This window comes from Stenotrophomonas sp. Sm10, from assembly GCF_030985515.1.
GTDB lineage: Bacteria > Pseudomonadota > Gammaproteobacteria > Xanthomonadales > Xanthomonadaceae > Stenotrophomonas > Stenotrophomonas hibiscicola.
The window spans coordinates 18,419-34,384 of sequence record NZ_JAPTFO010000050.1 but is presented as its reverse complement, the minus strand read 5'-3'; the positions used below and the strand labels follow the sequence as shown (position 1 = coordinate 34,384).

The window sequence follows — 15,966 nt, the reverse complement described above, 5'->3', positions numbered from 1 at the left end:
GGCCAACGGCCGGCACGACCGGGCGGGGCGGCTGAGCGGCCGGTGAAGCCGTCCGTCGGAAAGGTGGCACCCGACCCCGGAAACCCGGATAATGCACAAAAGCCGGACGGGCCTCCCCGTCCGGCTTTTTCCGTGTCTGGGCCTTCCATCGCCGGCCGCTCCCCGTTTGGAGCCGCCCTCCAGGTGCTGGCCAGCCCCGCCACGGTTTACCCGTCCGCGGCCCCGATGGCCGCTACAAATCGAGGAGCCCGTCATGGGTCAGTCTGTCGTAGTGTTGGGTGCCCAGTGGGGCGATGAAGGCAAGGGCAAGATCGTCGATCTGCTCACTGAGGAAATCGGCGCCGTCGTGCGCTTCCAGGGTGGCCACAATGCCGGCCACACCCTGGTCATCAACGGCAAGAAGACCGTCCTGCACCTGATCCCGTCGGGCATCCTGCGTGACGACGCGCTGTGCCTGATCGGCAACGGCGTGGTGATCTCGCCGGCCGCGCTGCAGAAGGAAATCGCCGAGCTGGAAGCCTCCGGCGTGGAAGTGCGTTCGCGCCTGAAGATCTCCCCGGCCGCGCCGCTGATCATGCCGTACCACATCGCCCTGGACCAGGCGCGCGAACGCGCTGCCGGTGGCAAGGCGATCGGCACCACCGGCCGTGGCATCGGCCCGGCCTACGAAGACAAGGTGGCGCGTCGCGGCATCCGCATCGCCGACCTGCATTACCCGAAGCAGCTGGAAGAACTGCTGCGCACCGCGCTGGATTACCACAACTTCGTGCTGACCAAGTATCTGAACACCGATGCGGTCGACTTCCAGAAGACCTTCGACGAGGCGTTGGCCTTCGGCGAATACGTGCAGCCGATGAAGTCCGACGTGGCCGGCATCCTGCACGACCTGCGCAAGCAGGGTAAGCGCGTGCTGTTCGAAGGCGCGCAGGGTGCGCTGCTGGACATCGATCACGGCACCTACCCGTACGTCACCAGCTCCAACACCACCGTCGGTGGTGCGCTGGCCGGTTCCGGCGTCGGCGCCGATTCGATCGACTACGTGCTGGGCATTGCCAAGGCGTACGCCACCCGCGTCGGCGGCGGCCCGTTCCCGACCGAACTGGACGACGAAGTCGGCCAGGGCATCCGTGACCGCGGCGCCGAGTACGGCGCTTCGACCGGCCGCCCGCGTCGCTGCGGCTGGATGGACATCGTCGCGCTGAAGCGCGCCGTGGCCATCAACGGCATCAGCGGCCTGTGCATCACCAAGCTGGACGTGCTGGACGGCATGGAAAAGCTGAAGGTCTGCATCGCCTACGAATACAACGGCAAGCGCACCGAATATGCTCCGCTGGATGCGCAGGGCTGGGAAGAGTGCACCCCGGTGTACCTGGAGTTCCCGGGCTGGAGCGAGAACACCCACGGCATCACCCAGTGGGACGAGCTGCCGCCGGCGGCACGCGCCTACCTGCGTTCGCTGGAAGAACTGGCCGGCTGCCCGATCAGCATCGTTTCGACCGGCCCGGACCGCGACCACACCATGGTCCTGCAGGATCCGTTCGCCTGAGGGCGTGACTGGTAGCGCCGGGCCACGCCCGGCGTCGCTGAAAGAAGAAGCCCCGCGAAAGCGGGGCTTCTTCATTACCGTGTGGGCAGGCCAGCGGGGAAGCGACGCGGTGACCAGCATGCCAGCGTGAAAGGCGAGACGGTTCTGTTCGTGCTGGTCCCAAGGGCTGCCTTGGCGGTGTTCACCTTCACCTTGCGGCGCTGGCAGCGCCGGCCGTCGAAGCAGGCGGCTTCAGCAACGGGTACGGGTTGATGGATTTGCCCTTCCACCACTGTTTTTCCGGTCCCAGCACGTGCACCTCGAAGTGCAGGTGCGGCGCCTCGGCGCTGGCGTTACCGGTGCTGCCGACGTAGCCGATCACCTCCCCGCGCTTGATCACCTGCTTCTCGGCCAGGCCATCGGCATAGCGCTGCAGGTGCGCGTAGTAGTAGCACCAGCGTCCACTGGGCTCGAACTGATAAATCGTCAGGCCACCGCGCTTGCTGTCGAACAGCTTTTCTACCGTGCCGTCGGCCACCGCGAGTACCGGAGTACCCGCATCGGCCATGATGTCGATGGCATCGTGCACGCGGCCCTCGCTGCGTGCATCGGTGAACGTGTCGCGCAGCTGGGACGCCTGGATGCCCTGCACCGGCAGCAGCAGACCGGCTGGCGCATCGGTGGCGTTGGACGGCGGCACGGCCGTGGGAGCCGGGGCGTCCACGCCCGGCGTTGCAGCCGCAGCCACCGCAGGTTGCACTGCGGGCGGGGCAACCGCCACCGGCTCACCTGCATCGCGGTGCAGCCACCAGCCCACTCCCACGCCCAGCAGCACGCCCAGCACGATCAGCTGCGAAAGGCGCATCGGCTCACTCCTGCATCACCACGGGCACCGAAGTATCCACCGCATCGGCCACGCGCAGCGCATCCCAGTTGGTCATGCGCACGCAGCCATGCGATTCTGTCTTGCCGACGTGGCCGGGTTCGGGTGTGCCATGCAGGCCGTAGTGCGGCTTGGACAGGTCGATCCAGACCCGCCCGACCGGATTGTTCGGGCCCGGCGGCAGCGTCGCCTTCTTTTCGCCCTTGCGCGCATCCCAGAACAGCTTCGGGTTGTAGTGGAACGGCGGGTCGCGATACACGCCGAGAATCTTCCATTCGCCGATCGGCAGCGGATCGTGCTGGCTGCCGGATGAGACAGGCACCTGTGCGATCACTTTGCCCTGCGCATCCAGCAATTGAAGTGTGGAGTCGGACTTGTCGACCACGATCTTCGCCGCCTTCGGCAAGTCCCCCGTTCCGATGTTGGGCACCTGGATGCGGCTGCCGGCCTTGGCCAGATCGACGCCGGGATTGAGTGCCTTCAGCAGCTCAGGGGAGGCGTGGAAGCGCTCGCCCAGGCCTTCTTCCACGCTGCTGAAGCCCAGCGACTTCAGCTTGGCCTGTGCGGCGGGCCCTTTCGGTATGGCCTGGAACGGGCCGGCAACATCTTCAGCCGTGAGCGTATAGCTTGCCAGCGGCGTGATCGTATCGGCCTGCAGGGCCTTCCAGGTAGCGTCATCCAGTTCACCCGTTACGCTCAGCCCATGCGCCGCCTGGAAGCCCGACACCGCGCGCCGCTGGTTGCTGCCCACTTCGCCATCGATCTGGCCGGGGGAAAAATTCGCGCGATCCAGCAGCACCTGGGCGTGCAGGACAGAGCGGGGTGCGGTGTCCGGTCCTGCCTTCTCGGCAATGGGGGCAGGCAGGCCAGGCGGCGGCGCCTGCGCGAAGGCAGGTGATGCCAGCAGCGAGAGAGCGAGCAGGGCGGATCGGGGCATGGGTAACGGCATCGGGGACTCCAGCAGGGAACGCGACCACCTTGCCCGCAGACGGCGCCGAGCCACCGTGAAAGGGATCTGATGCCCGCATGAGCAGGCACGTCATTGCGGCCGGTTTGCACCGGCAGGTGCCACTGGGACGGCGACTCACCAAGGTGAACAGTGGCCGACGCCATTGGTGGATGGCGATCAAGATTGCCTGCTGTGCCGCCGATAAGGGCGCATCCCCCCGTTTTGGATACCCCCATGAACTACTTGAGGAACGTCAGGGTTGCCTGGCGTCTTGGGCTGGGCTTTGGCCTGTTGCTGCTGCTGGTTGCCGCCGTGGTGGCCACCGGCGCCACTGCCAGTGTCGTGCAGAAGCGCGCGATGCAGCAGGTGGTCGACGTCAGCGTGGCCAAGGTGCGCCTGTTGTCGCAGATGCTTGATGCCAACAACCAGATGATGGTGGTGCGCCGCGAGATGCTGATCCGCCAGGGTGATCACCGCACCAGCGACGAGAAGCGCATTGCTGATCTCGTCAAGCGCTACGAGGCCAGCTGGAGCGCCTACCAGGCGCTGCCCAGTGACGCCGAAGGCAAGGCGATCGCTGAAACCATCGCCGCCAAGCGAGCCGTTGCTCGCCCGCTCAACAAGCAGACCAGCGAACTGATGGAGCAGGGCGATTATCCCGGTGCCGTGGCGCTGACCCTGGGCCCGGTGCAGGACGCCGCCAACGGCTGGAACAAGGCGCTGTCCGATGGCGTGGACTTCGAGGAGAAGGAAAGCCGTGAGGCTGCCGCCGAGGCGATCCGCCTGGGCGAGCGCAGCCTGCTGCAGTTGCTGGTGCTGGGCGGCGTTGCGCTGCTTGCTGGCATCGGCGCCTCGGTGATGATCGGCCGCAGCCTGACCGGTCCGCTGGCGCGCGCGGTGAACCTGGCCGAGCGCCTGTCCAAGGGGCAGCTGGACCAGGAGTTCCGCCTCGGTGGCCGCGACGAGCTGACCCAGCTGGGTGAGGCGATGGCCAGCGTGCGCCAGAGTGTGCAGGCGGCGATCGGCGCGCAGTTGCAGATGGCGGAACAGCACGAGGCCGGCGCAATCCGCTATCGCATGGACGCCAGTGCGTTCCCCGGCGATTTCGGCCGCATGGTGCAGGCCACCAACAGCCTGGTCGAATCGCACGTGCAGGTGGAACTGCTGATGGCTGGAGTAATGCAGCGTTACGCCATCGGTGACCTCAGCCGCGACCTGCCGGACTACCCGGGCGAAAAGGGCACGTTGACCCGCACCCTGGCCGCGGTGAAGCAGAGCCTGATGGCGATCAACGCGCAGATCGATGAACTGGCCCGTGCCGCACGCGCCGGCGATTTCAGCATGCGTGGCGATGCCGGGGCCTTCCAGTACCAGTTCAAGACGATGGTCGAGCACCTCAACGGCATGATGGCCAGTTCGCAGGCCAGCATCGCCGATGTTTCCGACGTGCTGCGCGCGATCTCGCATGGCGACCTGACCGCACGCATGGAGGGCGAGTACGAAGGCGTGTTCGCGCGCATGCGCGACGATGCCAACACCACCACCGCGCAGCTGACCGGCATCGTCCGCGGCATCCAGGTGGCTGCCGACAGCATCAACAACGCGGCGCAGGAACTGGCCGCTGGCAACAACGACCTGTCGCGCCGAACCGAGCAGCAGGCGGCCAATCTGGAAGAAGCGGCCGCGTCGATGGAGGAGCTGACCTCCACCGTACGCCAGAACGCCGAACTGGCGCGTCAGGCCGACAGCGAAGCGCACGCTGCCGGCGCCGCCGTGCGCGAGACCGAGCAGGCGATGGCACAGATGGCATCGGTGATGGGCGAGATTGATCAGTCCTCGGCACGCATCTCGGAAATCTCCACGGTGATCGACGGCATCGCGTTCCAGACCAACATCCTGGCGCTGAATGCTGCAGTGGAAGCCGCGCGCGCGGGCGAGCAGGGGCGTGGCTTTGCGGTGGTCGCCAGCGAGGTGCGTACGCTCGCGCAGCGTGCCGGTGTCGCCGCCAAGGAAATCAAGGAGCTGATCGAAGACGCCGCTGCAAAGGTGAAGAGTGGCCTGGCCGTCACTGTTGAATCGGAAGCCGCGATCGCCCGCGTGGCCCAGGCCAGCTCGCGCACCACCCAGCTGATGAGCGACATCGCAGCGGCCAGCAAGGAACAGGCCGCCGGCATCGAGCAGGTCAACCAGGTGGTGGTGCAGATGGACCAGGTGACCCAGCAGAACGCTGCGCTGGTGGAAGAAGCCACTGCCGCCAGCCGCGCGCTGGAGGAACAGGCGCATGCACTGACCACGTCGGTGTCGGTATTCAAGATGGAAGGCGCGGCGGTCTCCGCTGCGCCCCGTCGCGCAGCCTGAGCGGGCTGCCACTGCAGCGACAGGAATACGGCCGCCTTGAGCGGCCGTATTTCGCTGGAAGGGCCCCATCTACTGCTGCAGGCCCGTGCTGATGCTGACGCAGCCGAAGTTGCGGCATGGATGAGGACGCTCCCCTTCTGACCGAAGCATCAGCCGCGCGCACGCGTACGCGCAGCTTTCTTCGCCGCCACTTTGCGCACGGACTTCTTCGCGGCCCGCGTCTTGGCTGCCTTCTTCGCGGCGGCGCTCCGCGAGGCGGCCGTACTCCCCTTCTTTGCCGCAGCCTTCTTCGCTGTCTTCTTTGCGGCCTTCTTTGTCGCGGTCGTGCGAGCCGGTGCCTTCTTTGCCACCGCCTTCTTTGCCACCGCTTTCTTCGCCGGCGCCTTCTTCGCTGCCGTCTTCCTGGTTGTCGACGTCTTGGCGGTCTTCTTGCGGGTCGCCTTCTTTGTAGTTTTGCGTGCACTGCCGCTACGCTTGCCGCCGCCGTCCTGCTTGTTCACGGTGGCCCAGGCAATGCGCTCGGCGGTGCCTTCACTCGCGCCGCGATCACGTTCGCTTTCCTCGATGTGCTCGGCCTGGCGCTTCTGCTTTTCGGTATATGCGGATTTGTCACCACGGGGCATGACTATTCTCCTGTCGTTGTGGTCAGGCCAGCAGGCGCAGCTTGGGCTCACGCGCCCACTGGCGGGTGGCGGCCGCCGCCAGGAATGCCTTGGCGTCTTCCGCTTCGACGATGCCGGCATCGTTGCCGACCCGCGCCGCCTTCAGCAGCGCTTGGCCTCCCGCGTCGCTGGCGATGGCCTTCAGGTGTGCCCACGCCTGGCTGACGAACTCCAGCGCGGCGCTCTCTTTCGACAACGCCTTTGATGCCTCTACGCTCAGCACCACGGCCACCGCATCGAACACAGCCGATGGCGTGCCTGCCAGTTGCCCATCCGCCGCCTGCATCGCGCCATCGCTCAGCGTGGCGCCACCGACTTTGGGCGCGACCAGCTTCACGTCTGCACCTGCTTTCCTGGCTGCCTTGCTCAGGCTGGCAATGATGCGGGCGTCGGAGCCTTCGTCGAACAGAATGCCGATGCAGCGACCCTGCAGGGTAGGCTTGTTGCGTCCGATCACACGCACCTCGGGAGCGGGAGGCATGTCCCGCGCCGGGGTGGCGGTGGGTGCCGGGTCGGGCAGGGCGGGCAAGGCCAGACCATCGGCCACGCGCCGCGCCAGTGAGTCATCGATGTTGCGCAGATGGCTGACGGTACGTACCCGCACCTTCAGCGTTTCCACCTTGGACAACTCGAACACCAGCGCCGATGCCAGGTGCGCCTGCTCCGGCGTTTCAAGGCTGCGGAAGAACATGCGGGCCTGGCTGTAGTGGTCGGCGAAACTCTCCGCGCGGGTACGGCCCTTGCGGCCATCGTCGGCGCTGGCGTGGCTGCGGAAACCCGCAGGCGTCTCACGCGGTGAGTCCTCCTGCAGCGAACTGGGATCGTAGGCCACCCGGCCCTTGGGCACCTGCATCTGCATATGGCCATCGCGCTGATGATTGGCGAATGGGCACTTCGGGGCATTCACCGGGATCTGGTGGAAATTCGGGCCGCCAAGACGCAGCAGTTGGGTGTCCAGGTAGGAGAACAGGCGGCCCTGCAGCAGTGGGTCGTTGCTGAAGTCGATGCCCGGCGGCACGTTGGCCGGGCAGAACGCCACCTGTTCGGTCTCGGCGAAGAAGTTGTCGGGCCAGCGGTCCAGCACCATGCGCCCGATCACCTGCAACGGCACCAGCGATTCGGGAATGATCTTGGTCGGGTCCAGGTGATCGAACGGGAATGCGTCGGCTTCTTCTTCGGTGAACAACTGCACCGCCAGCTCCCATTCGGGAAAGTCGCCGCGCTGGATGGCCTCGAACAGGTCGCGGCGATGGAAGTCATTGTCGGCTGACTGCAGCTTCAGCGCTTCGTCCCAGACCGTTGACTGGATGCCCAGCTTTGGCCGCCAATGGAACTTGACGAAGGTCGACTCGCCTGCCTCGTTCAGCAGGCGGAAACTGTGCACGCCGAAGCCTTCGATCATGCGCAGCGAGCGCGGAATGGCACGGTCGCTCATTGCCCACATGATCATGTGCATCGACTCGGGCATCAGCGAAATGAAGTCCCAGAAGGTGTCGTGGGCCGAGGCGGCCTGCGGGAAGGCACGGTCCGGTTCCATCTTCACTGCGTGCACCAGGTCCGGGAATTTCATGGCGTCCTGGATGAAGAACACCGGAATGTTGTTGCCGACCAAGTCCCAGTTGCCCTCCCTGGTATAGAACTTGACCGCGAAGCCGCGCACGTCGCGCGGGGTATCCACCGAGCCTGCGCCACCGGCCACGGTCGAGAAACGGGTGAATACGGGTGTCTTCACCCCCACCTCGGTCAGGATACGCGCGCGGGTATGGGAGGCCAGTGACCGGGTCAACTCGAAGTAGCCATGTGCCGCGCTGCCACGTGCGTGCACGATGCGCTCGGGAATGCGTTCGTGATCGAAGTGGGTGATCTTCTCGCGGAGGATGAAGTCTTCCAGCAGCGTGGGCCCCCGAGGCCCCTGTCGCAGGGAGTTCTGGTTGTCTGCCACCGGGATGCCCTGATCGGTGGTCATCACCGGATGGCTGCCCCCGGCCTGCTGGTGGAGCTCATCGCCATTGCCCCGTGGGTGGCTTTCGGGCGGGGTGGTTGCGCGCTTGCCGGTCGGCTTGCTGGCGGCCATGGAGGGTGGCTCCGGATCGTCAAAGGGAACCACGACACTGGAACCGAGCCCGTTAAACCCCGGTCCGGCAAAGGTGAACGTACGGGCAAAAGCGGGCTCGGGTATGCTTGCCGCATGCGAGTCGAGCCCGCCGACATCGAAGCCTTGTTCGACGCCATCCCGGACGTGCTGTTCTTCATCAAGGACCGCCAGGGGCGGTACACCCACGTCAACCAGACCATGCTGCGACGGCTGGGCCTGCGCGCGCGCAAGGACGTGATCGGGCGCACGGCGGCCGAGATCTACCCGACCGGCCTCAGCGCGGACTATGTCGACCAGGATGCCCGCGTGCTGTCCGGCGAGGTGATCGAGAACCTGATGGAGCTGCACCTGTTCGCCAACCGCGAACCGGGCTGGTGCCTGACCTGCAAGCGCCCGCTGCTGGTCGATGGCGCCATCGAGGGCCTGATCGGCATTTCCCGCGACCTGGGCCAGAAGGACAGCCTCGGCACCCAGTACGAGCAGCTGCGGCTGGCGCTGGCCCACCTCAACGCGCACTACGCCGAGAACGTGCGCATGCAGACCCTGCTGGACATCACCGGCTTCTCGCTGTCCAAGCTGGAGCGCAGCTTCCGCAAGGTGTTCCAGATGACCCCGCAGCAGGTGCTGACCCGGCTGCGGATCCAGATGGCCATGCACCTGCTGCACGGTGACGAGAGCATCGCCAGCATCGGCCAGGCCTGCGGTTTCAGCGACCAGAGCGCCTTTACCCGCAAGTTCAAGGCTGAAACCGGTTTCTCGCCGCGTGCCTACCGCGCCCGTATTGGTGGCAGTGTCGGAGAGCCGGCACTGGCCTGAGCCGCCTGCTGCGCTGTGCCTATCCCCGCGGGCATGGGACAGGGTAAGGTGTCGCCCCTGTAGCCCGCCGCCAGCCCTGCCGATGCCCAACTCGATTCCGACCGCTTCGCCGTCCCGCCTCGGACATTCGCTCAAGCCCCGCCAGCTGATCATGATGGGCCTGGGCAGCGCCATCGGCGCCGGGCTGTTCCTCGGCTCGGGCGTGGGTGTGCAGGCGGCCGGTCCGGCGGTCCTGGTGTCGTATCTGGTCGCCGGCGCGCTGGTGATCATCGTGATGAACGCTCTGGGCGAAATGGCGGCGGCCAAACCGACCAGCGGCGCGTTCTCGGTCTATGCCGCCGATGCCATGGGCGCCACCGCCGGTGCCACCGTCGGCTGGTTGTGGTGGGTGCAGCTGGTGATCGTGATCGCCGCCGAAGCGGTAGGCGCGGCCGGGCTGCTGGCCACGGTCTGGCCTGCGGTGCCGGTGCCGATGGCAGCGTTGGCCTTCATGCTGTTCTTCACCGCGATCAACCTGCTCGGGGTGAAGAACTTCGGCGAGTTCGAATTCTGGTTCGCCATCCTGAAAGTGGCGGCGATCCTGGCGTTCATTGCCATCGGTGTGGCGCTGCTGATGGGTTGGCTCCCGCAGGTGACCTCGCCTGGGCTGAGCAACTTCACCGAGCATGGTGGTTTTGCGCCGAAGGGCCTGGCCGGGATCGGCGCGGCGTTGCTGGTGGTGGTGTTTGCCTTCGGCGGCACCGAGATCGTGGCCGTTGCGGCGGCGGAGACCGAAGATCCGGAGCGCAGCATCGCCCGTGCCATCCGCACCGTGGCGTGGCGCATCCTGGTGTTCTACATCGGCTCGCTGAGCGTGATCATCGCCGTGGTGCCGTGGACCAGCGAGGCGCTGAAGTCGCCCTTCGCCGCGGTGCTGGACATTGCCCGTATTCCGGGTGCAGGCACCGCCATCACCCTGATCGCTGTGATCGCGCTGCTGTCGGCGCTCAATGCCAACCTCTACGGCGCCTCGCGCATGATGTATTCGCTGGCGCAGCGACGTGAAGCCCCGGCCGTGCTGGGCTGGACCGATCCGCGCCAGGTGCCGGTCATCGCCGTGCTGGCCAGCGTCCTGTTCGGTTTCGCCGCCACGGTGATGGAACTGCTGTTCCCGGACCGGGTGCTGCCGGTGCTGCTGAACATCGTCGGTTCGACCTGCCTGCTGGTGTGGACGCTGTCGCTGGTCTCACAACTGGTGTTGCGCCGCCGCGCGGATCGCCTGGGTACCCGGCTGCCGTTCCGCATGGCGGGCTTCCCGTGGCTGACCGTGTGCGCGCTGGGCATCCTGGCGCTGATCTTCGGCCTGCTGCTGAGCGAGGCGCACACCCGTCTGCAGTTCCTGTCGATGGTTGCGCTGACCGCCACGATCGCCGCCGGCAGCGCCATCGCGCGGCGCATGCGCGAGGCGTGATTCTGTAGAGCCGACCCTACGGTCGAGGCTGCTGTTTGCGCGATCGCCAGCCGAGCATGGGCTCGGCTCTACAACAGGCACACACTCCGCGTGGCACTGTGCGCAGGTGGGCCGCCAGCGGCCCGTCGACCGGGAGTACCGCATGCTGCGCAGTCGCCCCTTCCTGATGTTCACCGGCCAGGCCGAGGCCGCCCTGGCCCTGTACGCCGAGGCCTTCGCCGATTTCCGCCTGCTGGCAATGCAGCGCCATCCGGACGGCGCCGGTGCCGGCGTGCCCGGGCAGGTCCGACAGGCCATCTTCCTGCTCGGTGGCACCCACTACCTGTGCTTCGACAGCCTGGACGTGCACGACTTCACCTTCAGCCCGTCGATCTCGCTGTTCGTCGAGTGCTCCGGCGCCGAGCAGTTCGAGCGCGCCGCGCGCGTGCTGGGCGAGGGCGGCCATTGGTTGATGCCGGTGGGCGAGTACGATTTCAGCAACCGCTACGGCTGGGTGCAGGACCGCTTCGGGGTGTCGTGGCAGTTGAGCCTGGGGCAGATGCCGGATCCGTGATCGGTTCAGCCGCTGCGCTCGCCGGGCATGGCCCGGCGCTACCGTAAACGAAAACGGCCCGCTTGCGCGGGCCGTTCCGTCAATCAAGCTTCGACTTCATCGTCCTTGTAGGCATCGACCGGGATGCAGGCGCACATCACGTTCTTGTCGCCGTACACGTTGTCGACGCGTGCCACCGGCGGCCAGTACTTGCTCTGCTTCAGGCTGGCCAGCGGGAAGGCAGCCAGTTCGCGCGGGTAGGCGTGGGTCCACTCGCTGGCGGTCACTGCGGTGGCAGTGTGCGGCGCGTTCTTCAGCGGGTTGTCCTCGCGGTCCAGGCGGCCGTCTTCGATCGCGCTGATTTCCTCTCGGATCTGGATCATGGCGTTGATGAAGCGGTCCAGCTCGTGCAGCGACTCACTCTCGGTCGGCTCGACCATCAGCGTGCCGGCCACCGGGAAGCTCAGGGTCGGGGCGTGGAAGCCGAAGTCGATCAGGCGCTTGGCCACATCCTCGGCGCCGATGCCGCTGGTCTTCTCCAGCGGGCGCACGTCGAGGATGCACTCATGCGCCACCAGGCCGTTGCGGCCGGTGTACAGCGTCTTGAAGTGCGGCGCCAGGCGCTTGGCGATGTAGTTGGCGTTGAGCTGCGCGACCTGGGTGGCCTTGCGCAGGCCTTCGCGGCCCATCATCGCGATGTACATCCAGCTGATCGGCAGGATCGAGGCGCTGCCGAAGCTGGCCGCGCTGACCATGCCGACCGGACCGTTGTCACCCAGCTTGCCCGGCAGGAACGGCGCCAGGTGCTCCTTGACCGCGCACGGGCCGACGCCCGGGCCGCCACCGCCGTGCGGAATGCAGAAGGTCTTGTGCAGGTTAAGGTGCGAAACGTCCGAACCCCACTTGCCCGGCTTGGCCACGCCGACCAGGGCGTTCATGTTGGCGCCGTCGGTGTACACCTGGCCGCCGTGCTTGTGGATGATCTCGCAGATCTCGACCACCTCTTCCTCGAACACGCCGTGCGTGGACGGGTAGGTCATCATGATCGCGGCCAGGCGGTCGCTGTACTTCTCGGCGTTGAGGCGGATGTCCTCGACGTCGATGTTGCCGTTGGCATCGGTCTTGGTCACCACCACCTTCATGCCGCACATCTGCGCCGAGGCCGGGTTGGTGCCGTGCGCCGAGTCCGGGATCAGGCAGATGTCGCGGTGGCCTTCGCCGCGCGAGCGGTGGTAGGCACGGATCGCCAACAGGCCGGCGTACTCGCCCTGCGCGCCGGAGTTCGGCTGCAGGCTGACCGCGTCGTAGCCGGTGCATTCGACCAGCATCGCTTCCAGCGTGTCGATCAGTTCCTTGTAGCCCAGCGCCTGGTCGGCCGGCACCAGCGGGTGGATCTGCGAGAACTCCGGCCAGGTCACCGGGATCATCTCGGCGGTGGCGTTGAGCTTCATGGTGCACGAGCCCAGCGGGATCATCGTGCGGTCCATCGCCAGGTCCTTGTCGGCCAGCGAACGCAGGTAGCGCAGCAGTTCGTGCTCGCTGTGGTGGGTGTTGAACACCGGGTGGGTCAGGAACGCGGACTGGCGCAGCAGGCCCGCCGGCAGCGCGTCGGCGGTGCTGGCGTCCAGCGCATCGATGTCGGCCTGCGCGCCGAACACGGCGGCCAGCGCGACCACGTCGGCGCGGGTGGCGGTCTCGTCCAGGCTGATGCCGACCGAGTCGCTGTCGATCGCCCGCAGGTTGTAACCGGCGGCGCGTGCCTTGGCGTGGATCTCATCGGCATGCACGCCGGTGATGTGCAGGGTGTCGAAGAAGTCGCCACCGACCTGCACGCCGGCGTTGCGCAGTGCCGCAGCCAGGATCGAGGCCAGGCGGTGGGTGCGCCGGGCGATGCGGGTCAGGCCTTCCGGACCATGGTAGACCGCATACATCGAGGCCATCACTGCCAGCAGCACCTGTGCGGTACAGATGTTGGAGGTGGCCTTCTCGCGGCGGATGTGCTGCTCGCGGGTCTGCAGGGTCAGTCGGTATGCCGGGTTGCCCTGGGCATCGACCGAAACGCCGATCAGGCGGCCCGGCATCGAGCGCTTGTAGGCGTCACGGCAGGCCATGAAGGCGGCGTGCGGGCCACCGAAGCCGAACGGCACGCCGAAACGCTGGCTGTTGCCGACCACGATGTCCGCGCCCCATTCGCCCGGGGCAGCCAGCAGGGTCAGGGCCAGCAGGTCGGTAGCCACGGCCACCAGGCCGCCGCGTGCGTGCACGGCATCGACCAGCGCCTTGTAGTCACCGACCTGGCCGAAGGTGTCCGGGTACTGCAGCAGCAGGCCGAAGGCTTCTGCTTCCAGTGCCTCGGCCGGGGTGCCGACGCGCAGCACGATGCCCATGGGCTCGGCGCGGGTGCGCAGCAGTTCCAGGGTCTGCGGGTGCACGGCATCGTGCACGAAGAAGGTGTCCGACTTCGACTTGGCCGAACGCTTGGCCAGGGTCATCGCTTCGGCGGCGGCGGTGGCTTCGTCCAGCAGCGAGGCGTTGGCGATTTCCATGCCGGTCAGGTCGGCGCACAGGGTCTGGAAGTTGATCAGCGCTTCCATGCGGCCCTGCGAGATTTCCGCCTGGTACGGGGTGTAGGCGGTGTACCAGGCCGGGTTTTCCAGGATGTTGCGCAGGATCACGTTCGGCGTGTGGGTACCGTAGTAGCCCTGGCCGATGAAGCTGCGCAGCACGGTGTTCTTGTCGGCGATCGCACGGATCTTCGCCAGTGCCTGCACTTCGGTCATCGACTCCGGCAGCGCCAGCGGCGCCGGCGACTTGATCTTGGCCGGCACGATGGCATCGGTCATCGCATCCAGCGACGCGTGGCCGACGACGTCGAGCATCTGCGCGATCTCGGCATCGTTGGGGCCGATGTGGCGCTCGACGAACGCATTGTGGTGCTCGAGCTCACGCAGGGAAGGGGTGTTCTGGGACATGGCGAAGGATCCGTCAGGAAAGGGCACACGCACGGGCACAAGCCGCCGGTCGGCGGTCTGCGGGGCGCCCCTCTGTCCTTTTGCCTGAGAGTTTGGAAGCGCGGAAAACCGCGGCTTCGTGCCCCTTCGGCGCCGGATCGAACCGGTCTCTCCAGAGTTCTGTTACGGGTGGTATCGGGCCTGAGCGATTACGGGCGTTGCGCCTTCGGCAGCGGTGTTCCGCTTCTCCCACCGTGTTGCCCGCCGATTATAGCCCGTTGCGGGCCCGCTGGCCGCGCCCCGGCGCGGGCCCGCGGCTGAATGGCCGATGGCCCGGCCGTGCGTTTTGTGCACCGCTGCATGGCATCGGGCGCAATCCCCACCTATGATGGGCGGATACCCGAATTCATCTGGCGCCGTCCCCGTTGCAGCGGGACCGGCGCCCGCCGTGCGTGCCGCGCATGGCCCTGCCGGACGCTTCCTTCATGACCGCCGCCGTTGCTCCCTCCACCCGCCGCATGGCCCTGCTGCTTGCCGGCCTGGCCATGTTCGGCCCGTTCTCGATCGATACCATCTTCCCCGCGTTCCCGCAGCTGGCGCAGCGCCTGTCGGTGGACGAGGTGGCGGTGCAGCAGACCATCAGCGTGTACCTGCTGTTCTATGGCCTGATGAGCCTGGCGCATGGCCCGCTGTCCGATGCGTGGGGGCGCAAGCGGGTGATCCTCGGTGGCCTGGTGGTGTTCGTCGGCGCCTCGGTCGGCTGTGCGCTGTCCACCGATCTGGCCACGCTTCTGGCGTTCCGCGCGCTGCAGGGCCTGTCGGCGGGTGTCGGCATGATCGTCGGCCGCGCGGTGATCCGCGATCTCTACCATGGCCACGACGCGCAGCGCCTGATGAGCCAGGTGTCGATGCTGTTCGGCATCGCCCCGGCCATCGCGCCGATCATCGGTGGCTGGATCCTGCTCAGTGGCGCCGGCTGGCCGCTGATTTTCTGGTTCCTGGTGGTATTCGCGCTGGTCCTGCTGGCAGCCACTGCACGCTACCTGCCGGAGACCCATCCGGTCGAAGCGCGCGTGCCGTTGTCGCCGCACGCGTTGATGCGCGATTACGTGCGCATCGGTTTCAACCCGCGCTTCCTGCGCCTGGCGCTGGCCGGCAGCATCGGCTTCGGTGGCATCTTCCTGTACATCTCGTCGGCGCCGGTGTTCGTGATGCAGCACCTGCACCTGGGCGAGGGCGGTTTCGCCTGGTTGTTCATCCCCACCATCGGCGGCATGACCACCGGCTCGTTCCTGTCCGGGCGCATGGCCGGGCACACCACGCCCACCCGCCAGGTCGCCATCGGTTTCAGCCTGTGCGCGCTGTCGGCGCTGCTGAATGTCGGCTACGTGGCGCTGTCGCCGCAGTTCGTGTTGCCGTGGGCAGTGCTGCCGATCTTCCTGGGCGGCATGGGCATGGCGCTGATCTTCCCCATCCTGGCGCTGGCGGTGCTGGACATGTATCCGCACCAGCGCGGCCTGGCCTCGTCGCTGCAGGCCTTCGTGCAGCTGATGATCAGCACCGTGGTGGCCGGCGTGGTGTCGCCGTTGCTCAGTGCCAGCCCGCTGCGCCTGGCGCTGGGCCAGGCCGCGTTCTTTGGCGCCGGCTTCGTGTTCTGGTACTGGGAGCACCGGCTTGAGCGCGCGGCGCAGGCAGCCTGCACGGGCGATTGAGCAGCGCGCAGGGGTAGGGCACGCCGCGATGCC

At 66.9% G+C, this 15,966-nt stretch carries 11 protein-coding genes, 1 pseudogene and 1 riboswitch; of the genes and pseudogenes, 7 read left to right on the top strand and 5 right to left on the bottom strand.

Features of this window, described 5'->3' with window-relative positions; genetic code table 11:
* Window positions 1-253: 253 nt before the first annotated feature.
* Entirely contained in the window at window positions 254-1,546 is a 1,293-nt protein-coding gene (locus O0J15_RS14220) for an adenylosuccinate synthase (protein WP_005418326.1), read from the top strand.
* A 187-nt stretch (window positions 1,547-1,733) separates the two neighbouring features.
* On the opposite strand, the gene O0J15_RS14215 is transcribed toward O0J15_RS14220, so the two are convergent.
* Both O0J15_RS14215 and O0J15_RS14210 read right to left on the bottom strand, forming a co-directional pair.
* On the bottom strand, window positions 1,734-2,390 hold the full coding sequence (locus tag O0J15_RS14215) for a M23 family metallopeptidase (RefSeq protein ID WP_021204417.1): 657 nt from the start codon (window positions 2,388-2,390) through the stop codon (window positions 1,734-1,736).
* 4 nt (window positions 2,391-2,394) lie between these two features.
* Complete coding sequence (locus O0J15_RS14210; RefSeq protein WP_019660034.1) at window positions 2,395-3,357, bottom strand: L,D-transpeptidase family protein; 963 nt, start codon at window positions 3,355-3,357, stop codon at window positions 2,395-2,397.
* Between the two features lie 234 nt (window positions 3,358-3,591).
* On the opposite strand from O0J15_RS14210, the gene O0J15_RS14205 reads away from it, so the two are divergent.
* Window positions 3,592-5,715, top strand: a complete 2,124-nt coding sequence (locus O0J15_RS14205) for a methyl-accepting chemotaxis protein (protein ID WP_308305830.1) — start codon at window positions 3,592-3,594, stop codon at window positions 5,713-5,715.
* Between the two features lie 48 nt (window positions 5,716-5,763).
* Window positions 5,764-5,856: pseudogene (locus O0J15_RS14200) on the top strand (alpha/beta hydrolase); the annotation flags it as partial.
* A gap of 8 nt (window positions 5,857-5,864) precedes the next feature.
* On the opposite strand, the gene O0J15_RS14195 reads toward O0J15_RS14200, so the two are convergent.
* Window positions 5,865-6,338, bottom strand: a complete 474-nt coding sequence (locus O0J15_RS14195) for a hypothetical protein (protein WP_164144778.1) — start codon at window positions 6,336-6,338, stop codon at window positions 5,865-5,867.
* A gap of 22 nt (window positions 6,339-6,360) precedes the next feature.
* Window positions 6,361-8,451 carry a catalase gene (locus tag O0J15_RS14190; protein WP_164144779.1) on the bottom strand — a complete coding sequence of 697 codons (2,091 nt, stop codon included), beginning with the start codon at window positions 8,449-8,451 and terminating at the stop codon, window positions 6,361-6,363.
* A gap of 114 nt (window positions 8,452-8,565) precedes the next feature.
* Here O0J15_RS14190 and O0J15_RS14185 point away from each other — a divergent pair, with 114 nt between their 5' ends.
* From O0J15_RS14185 to O0J15_RS14175, 3 genes are all read left to right on the top strand, one after another.
* Window positions 8,566-9,288 (top strand): AraC family transcriptional regulator, encoded by a 723-nt coding sequence (locus tag O0J15_RS14185; RefSeq protein ID WP_021204412.1) that lies wholly within the window; start codon window positions 8,566-8,568, stop codon window positions 9,286-9,288.
* Window positions 9,289-9,370: 82 nt separating this feature from the next.
* Window positions 9,371-10,738, top strand: coding sequence for an amino acid permease (locus O0J15_RS14180; RefSeq protein WP_134734760.1), 1,368 nt, complete (start codon window positions 9,371-9,373; stop codon window positions 10,736-10,738).
* Between the two features lie 142 nt (window positions 10,739-10,880).
* Window positions 10,881-11,291, top strand: coding sequence for a VOC family protein (locus O0J15_RS14175; RefSeq protein WP_058980986.1), 411 nt, complete (start codon window positions 10,881-10,883; stop codon window positions 11,289-11,291).
* An 83-nt stretch (window positions 11,292-11,374) separates the two neighbouring features.
* On the opposite strand, the gene gcvP is transcribed toward O0J15_RS14175, so the two are convergent.
* Window positions 11,375-14,242, bottom strand: a complete 2,868-nt coding sequence (gene gcvP, locus O0J15_RS14170) for an aminomethyl-transferring glycine dehydrogenase (RefSeq protein WP_308305829.1) — start codon at window positions 14,240-14,242, stop codon at window positions 11,375-11,377.
* Window positions 14,243-14,304: 62 nt separating this feature from the next.
* A riboswitch (glycine riboswitch) is annotated at window positions 14,305-14,407 on the bottom strand.
* Window positions 14,408-14,706: 299 nt separating this feature from the next.
* Between gcvP and O0J15_RS14165 the strand changes: the two genes are divergently transcribed.
* The gene (locus O0J15_RS14165) at window positions 14,707-15,933 is read left to right on the top strand and encodes a multidrug effflux MFS transporter (protein ID WP_308305828.1); all 1,227 of its coding nucleotides are present in this window, start codon (window positions 14,707-14,709) and stop codon (window positions 15,931-15,933) included.
* Window positions 15,934-15,966 lie beyond the last annotated feature (33 nt).

Coding starts and splice junctions, on each gene's coding strand:
- O0J15_RS14220 (WP_005418326.1), top strand. CDS start 254: ATGGGTCAGTCTGTCGTAGTGTTGGGTGCCCAGTGGGGCGATGAAGGC.
- O0J15_RS14215 (WP_021204417.1), bottom strand. CDS start 2,390: ATGCGCCTTTCGCAGCTGATCGTGCTGGGCGTGCTGCTGGGCGTGGGA.
- O0J15_RS14210 (WP_019660034.1), bottom strand. CDS start 3,357: ATGCCGTTACCCATGCCCCGATCCGCCCTGCTCGCTCTCTCGCTGCTG.
- O0J15_RS14205 (WP_308305830.1), top strand. CDS start 3,592: ATGAACTACTTGAGGAACGTCAGGGTTGCCTGGCGTCTTGGGCTGGGC.
- O0J15_RS14195 (WP_164144778.1), bottom strand. CDS start 6,338: ATGCCCCGTGGTGACAAATCCGCATATACCGAAAAGCAGAAGCGCCAG.
- O0J15_RS14190 (WP_164144779.1), bottom strand. CDS start 8,451: ATGGCCGCCAGCAAGCCGACCGGCAAGCGCGCAACCACCCCGCCCGAA.
- O0J15_RS14185 (WP_021204412.1), top strand. CDS start 8,566: ATGCGAGTCGAGCCCGCCGACATCGAAGCCTTGTTCGACGCCATCCCG.
- O0J15_RS14180 (WP_134734760.1), top strand. CDS start 9,371: ATGCCCAACTCGATTCCGACCGCTTCGCCGTCCCGCCTCGGACATTCG.
- O0J15_RS14175 (WP_058980986.1), top strand. CDS start 10,881: ATGCTGCGCAGTCGCCCCTTCCTGATGTTCACCGGCCAGGCCGAGGCC.
- gcvP (WP_308305829.1), bottom strand. CDS start 14,242: ATGTCCCAGAACACCCCTTCCCTGCGTGAGCTCGAGCACCACAATGCG.
- O0J15_RS14165 (WP_308305828.1), top strand. CDS start 14,707: ATGACCGCCGCCGTTGCTCCCTCCACCCGCCGCATGGCCCTGCTGCTT.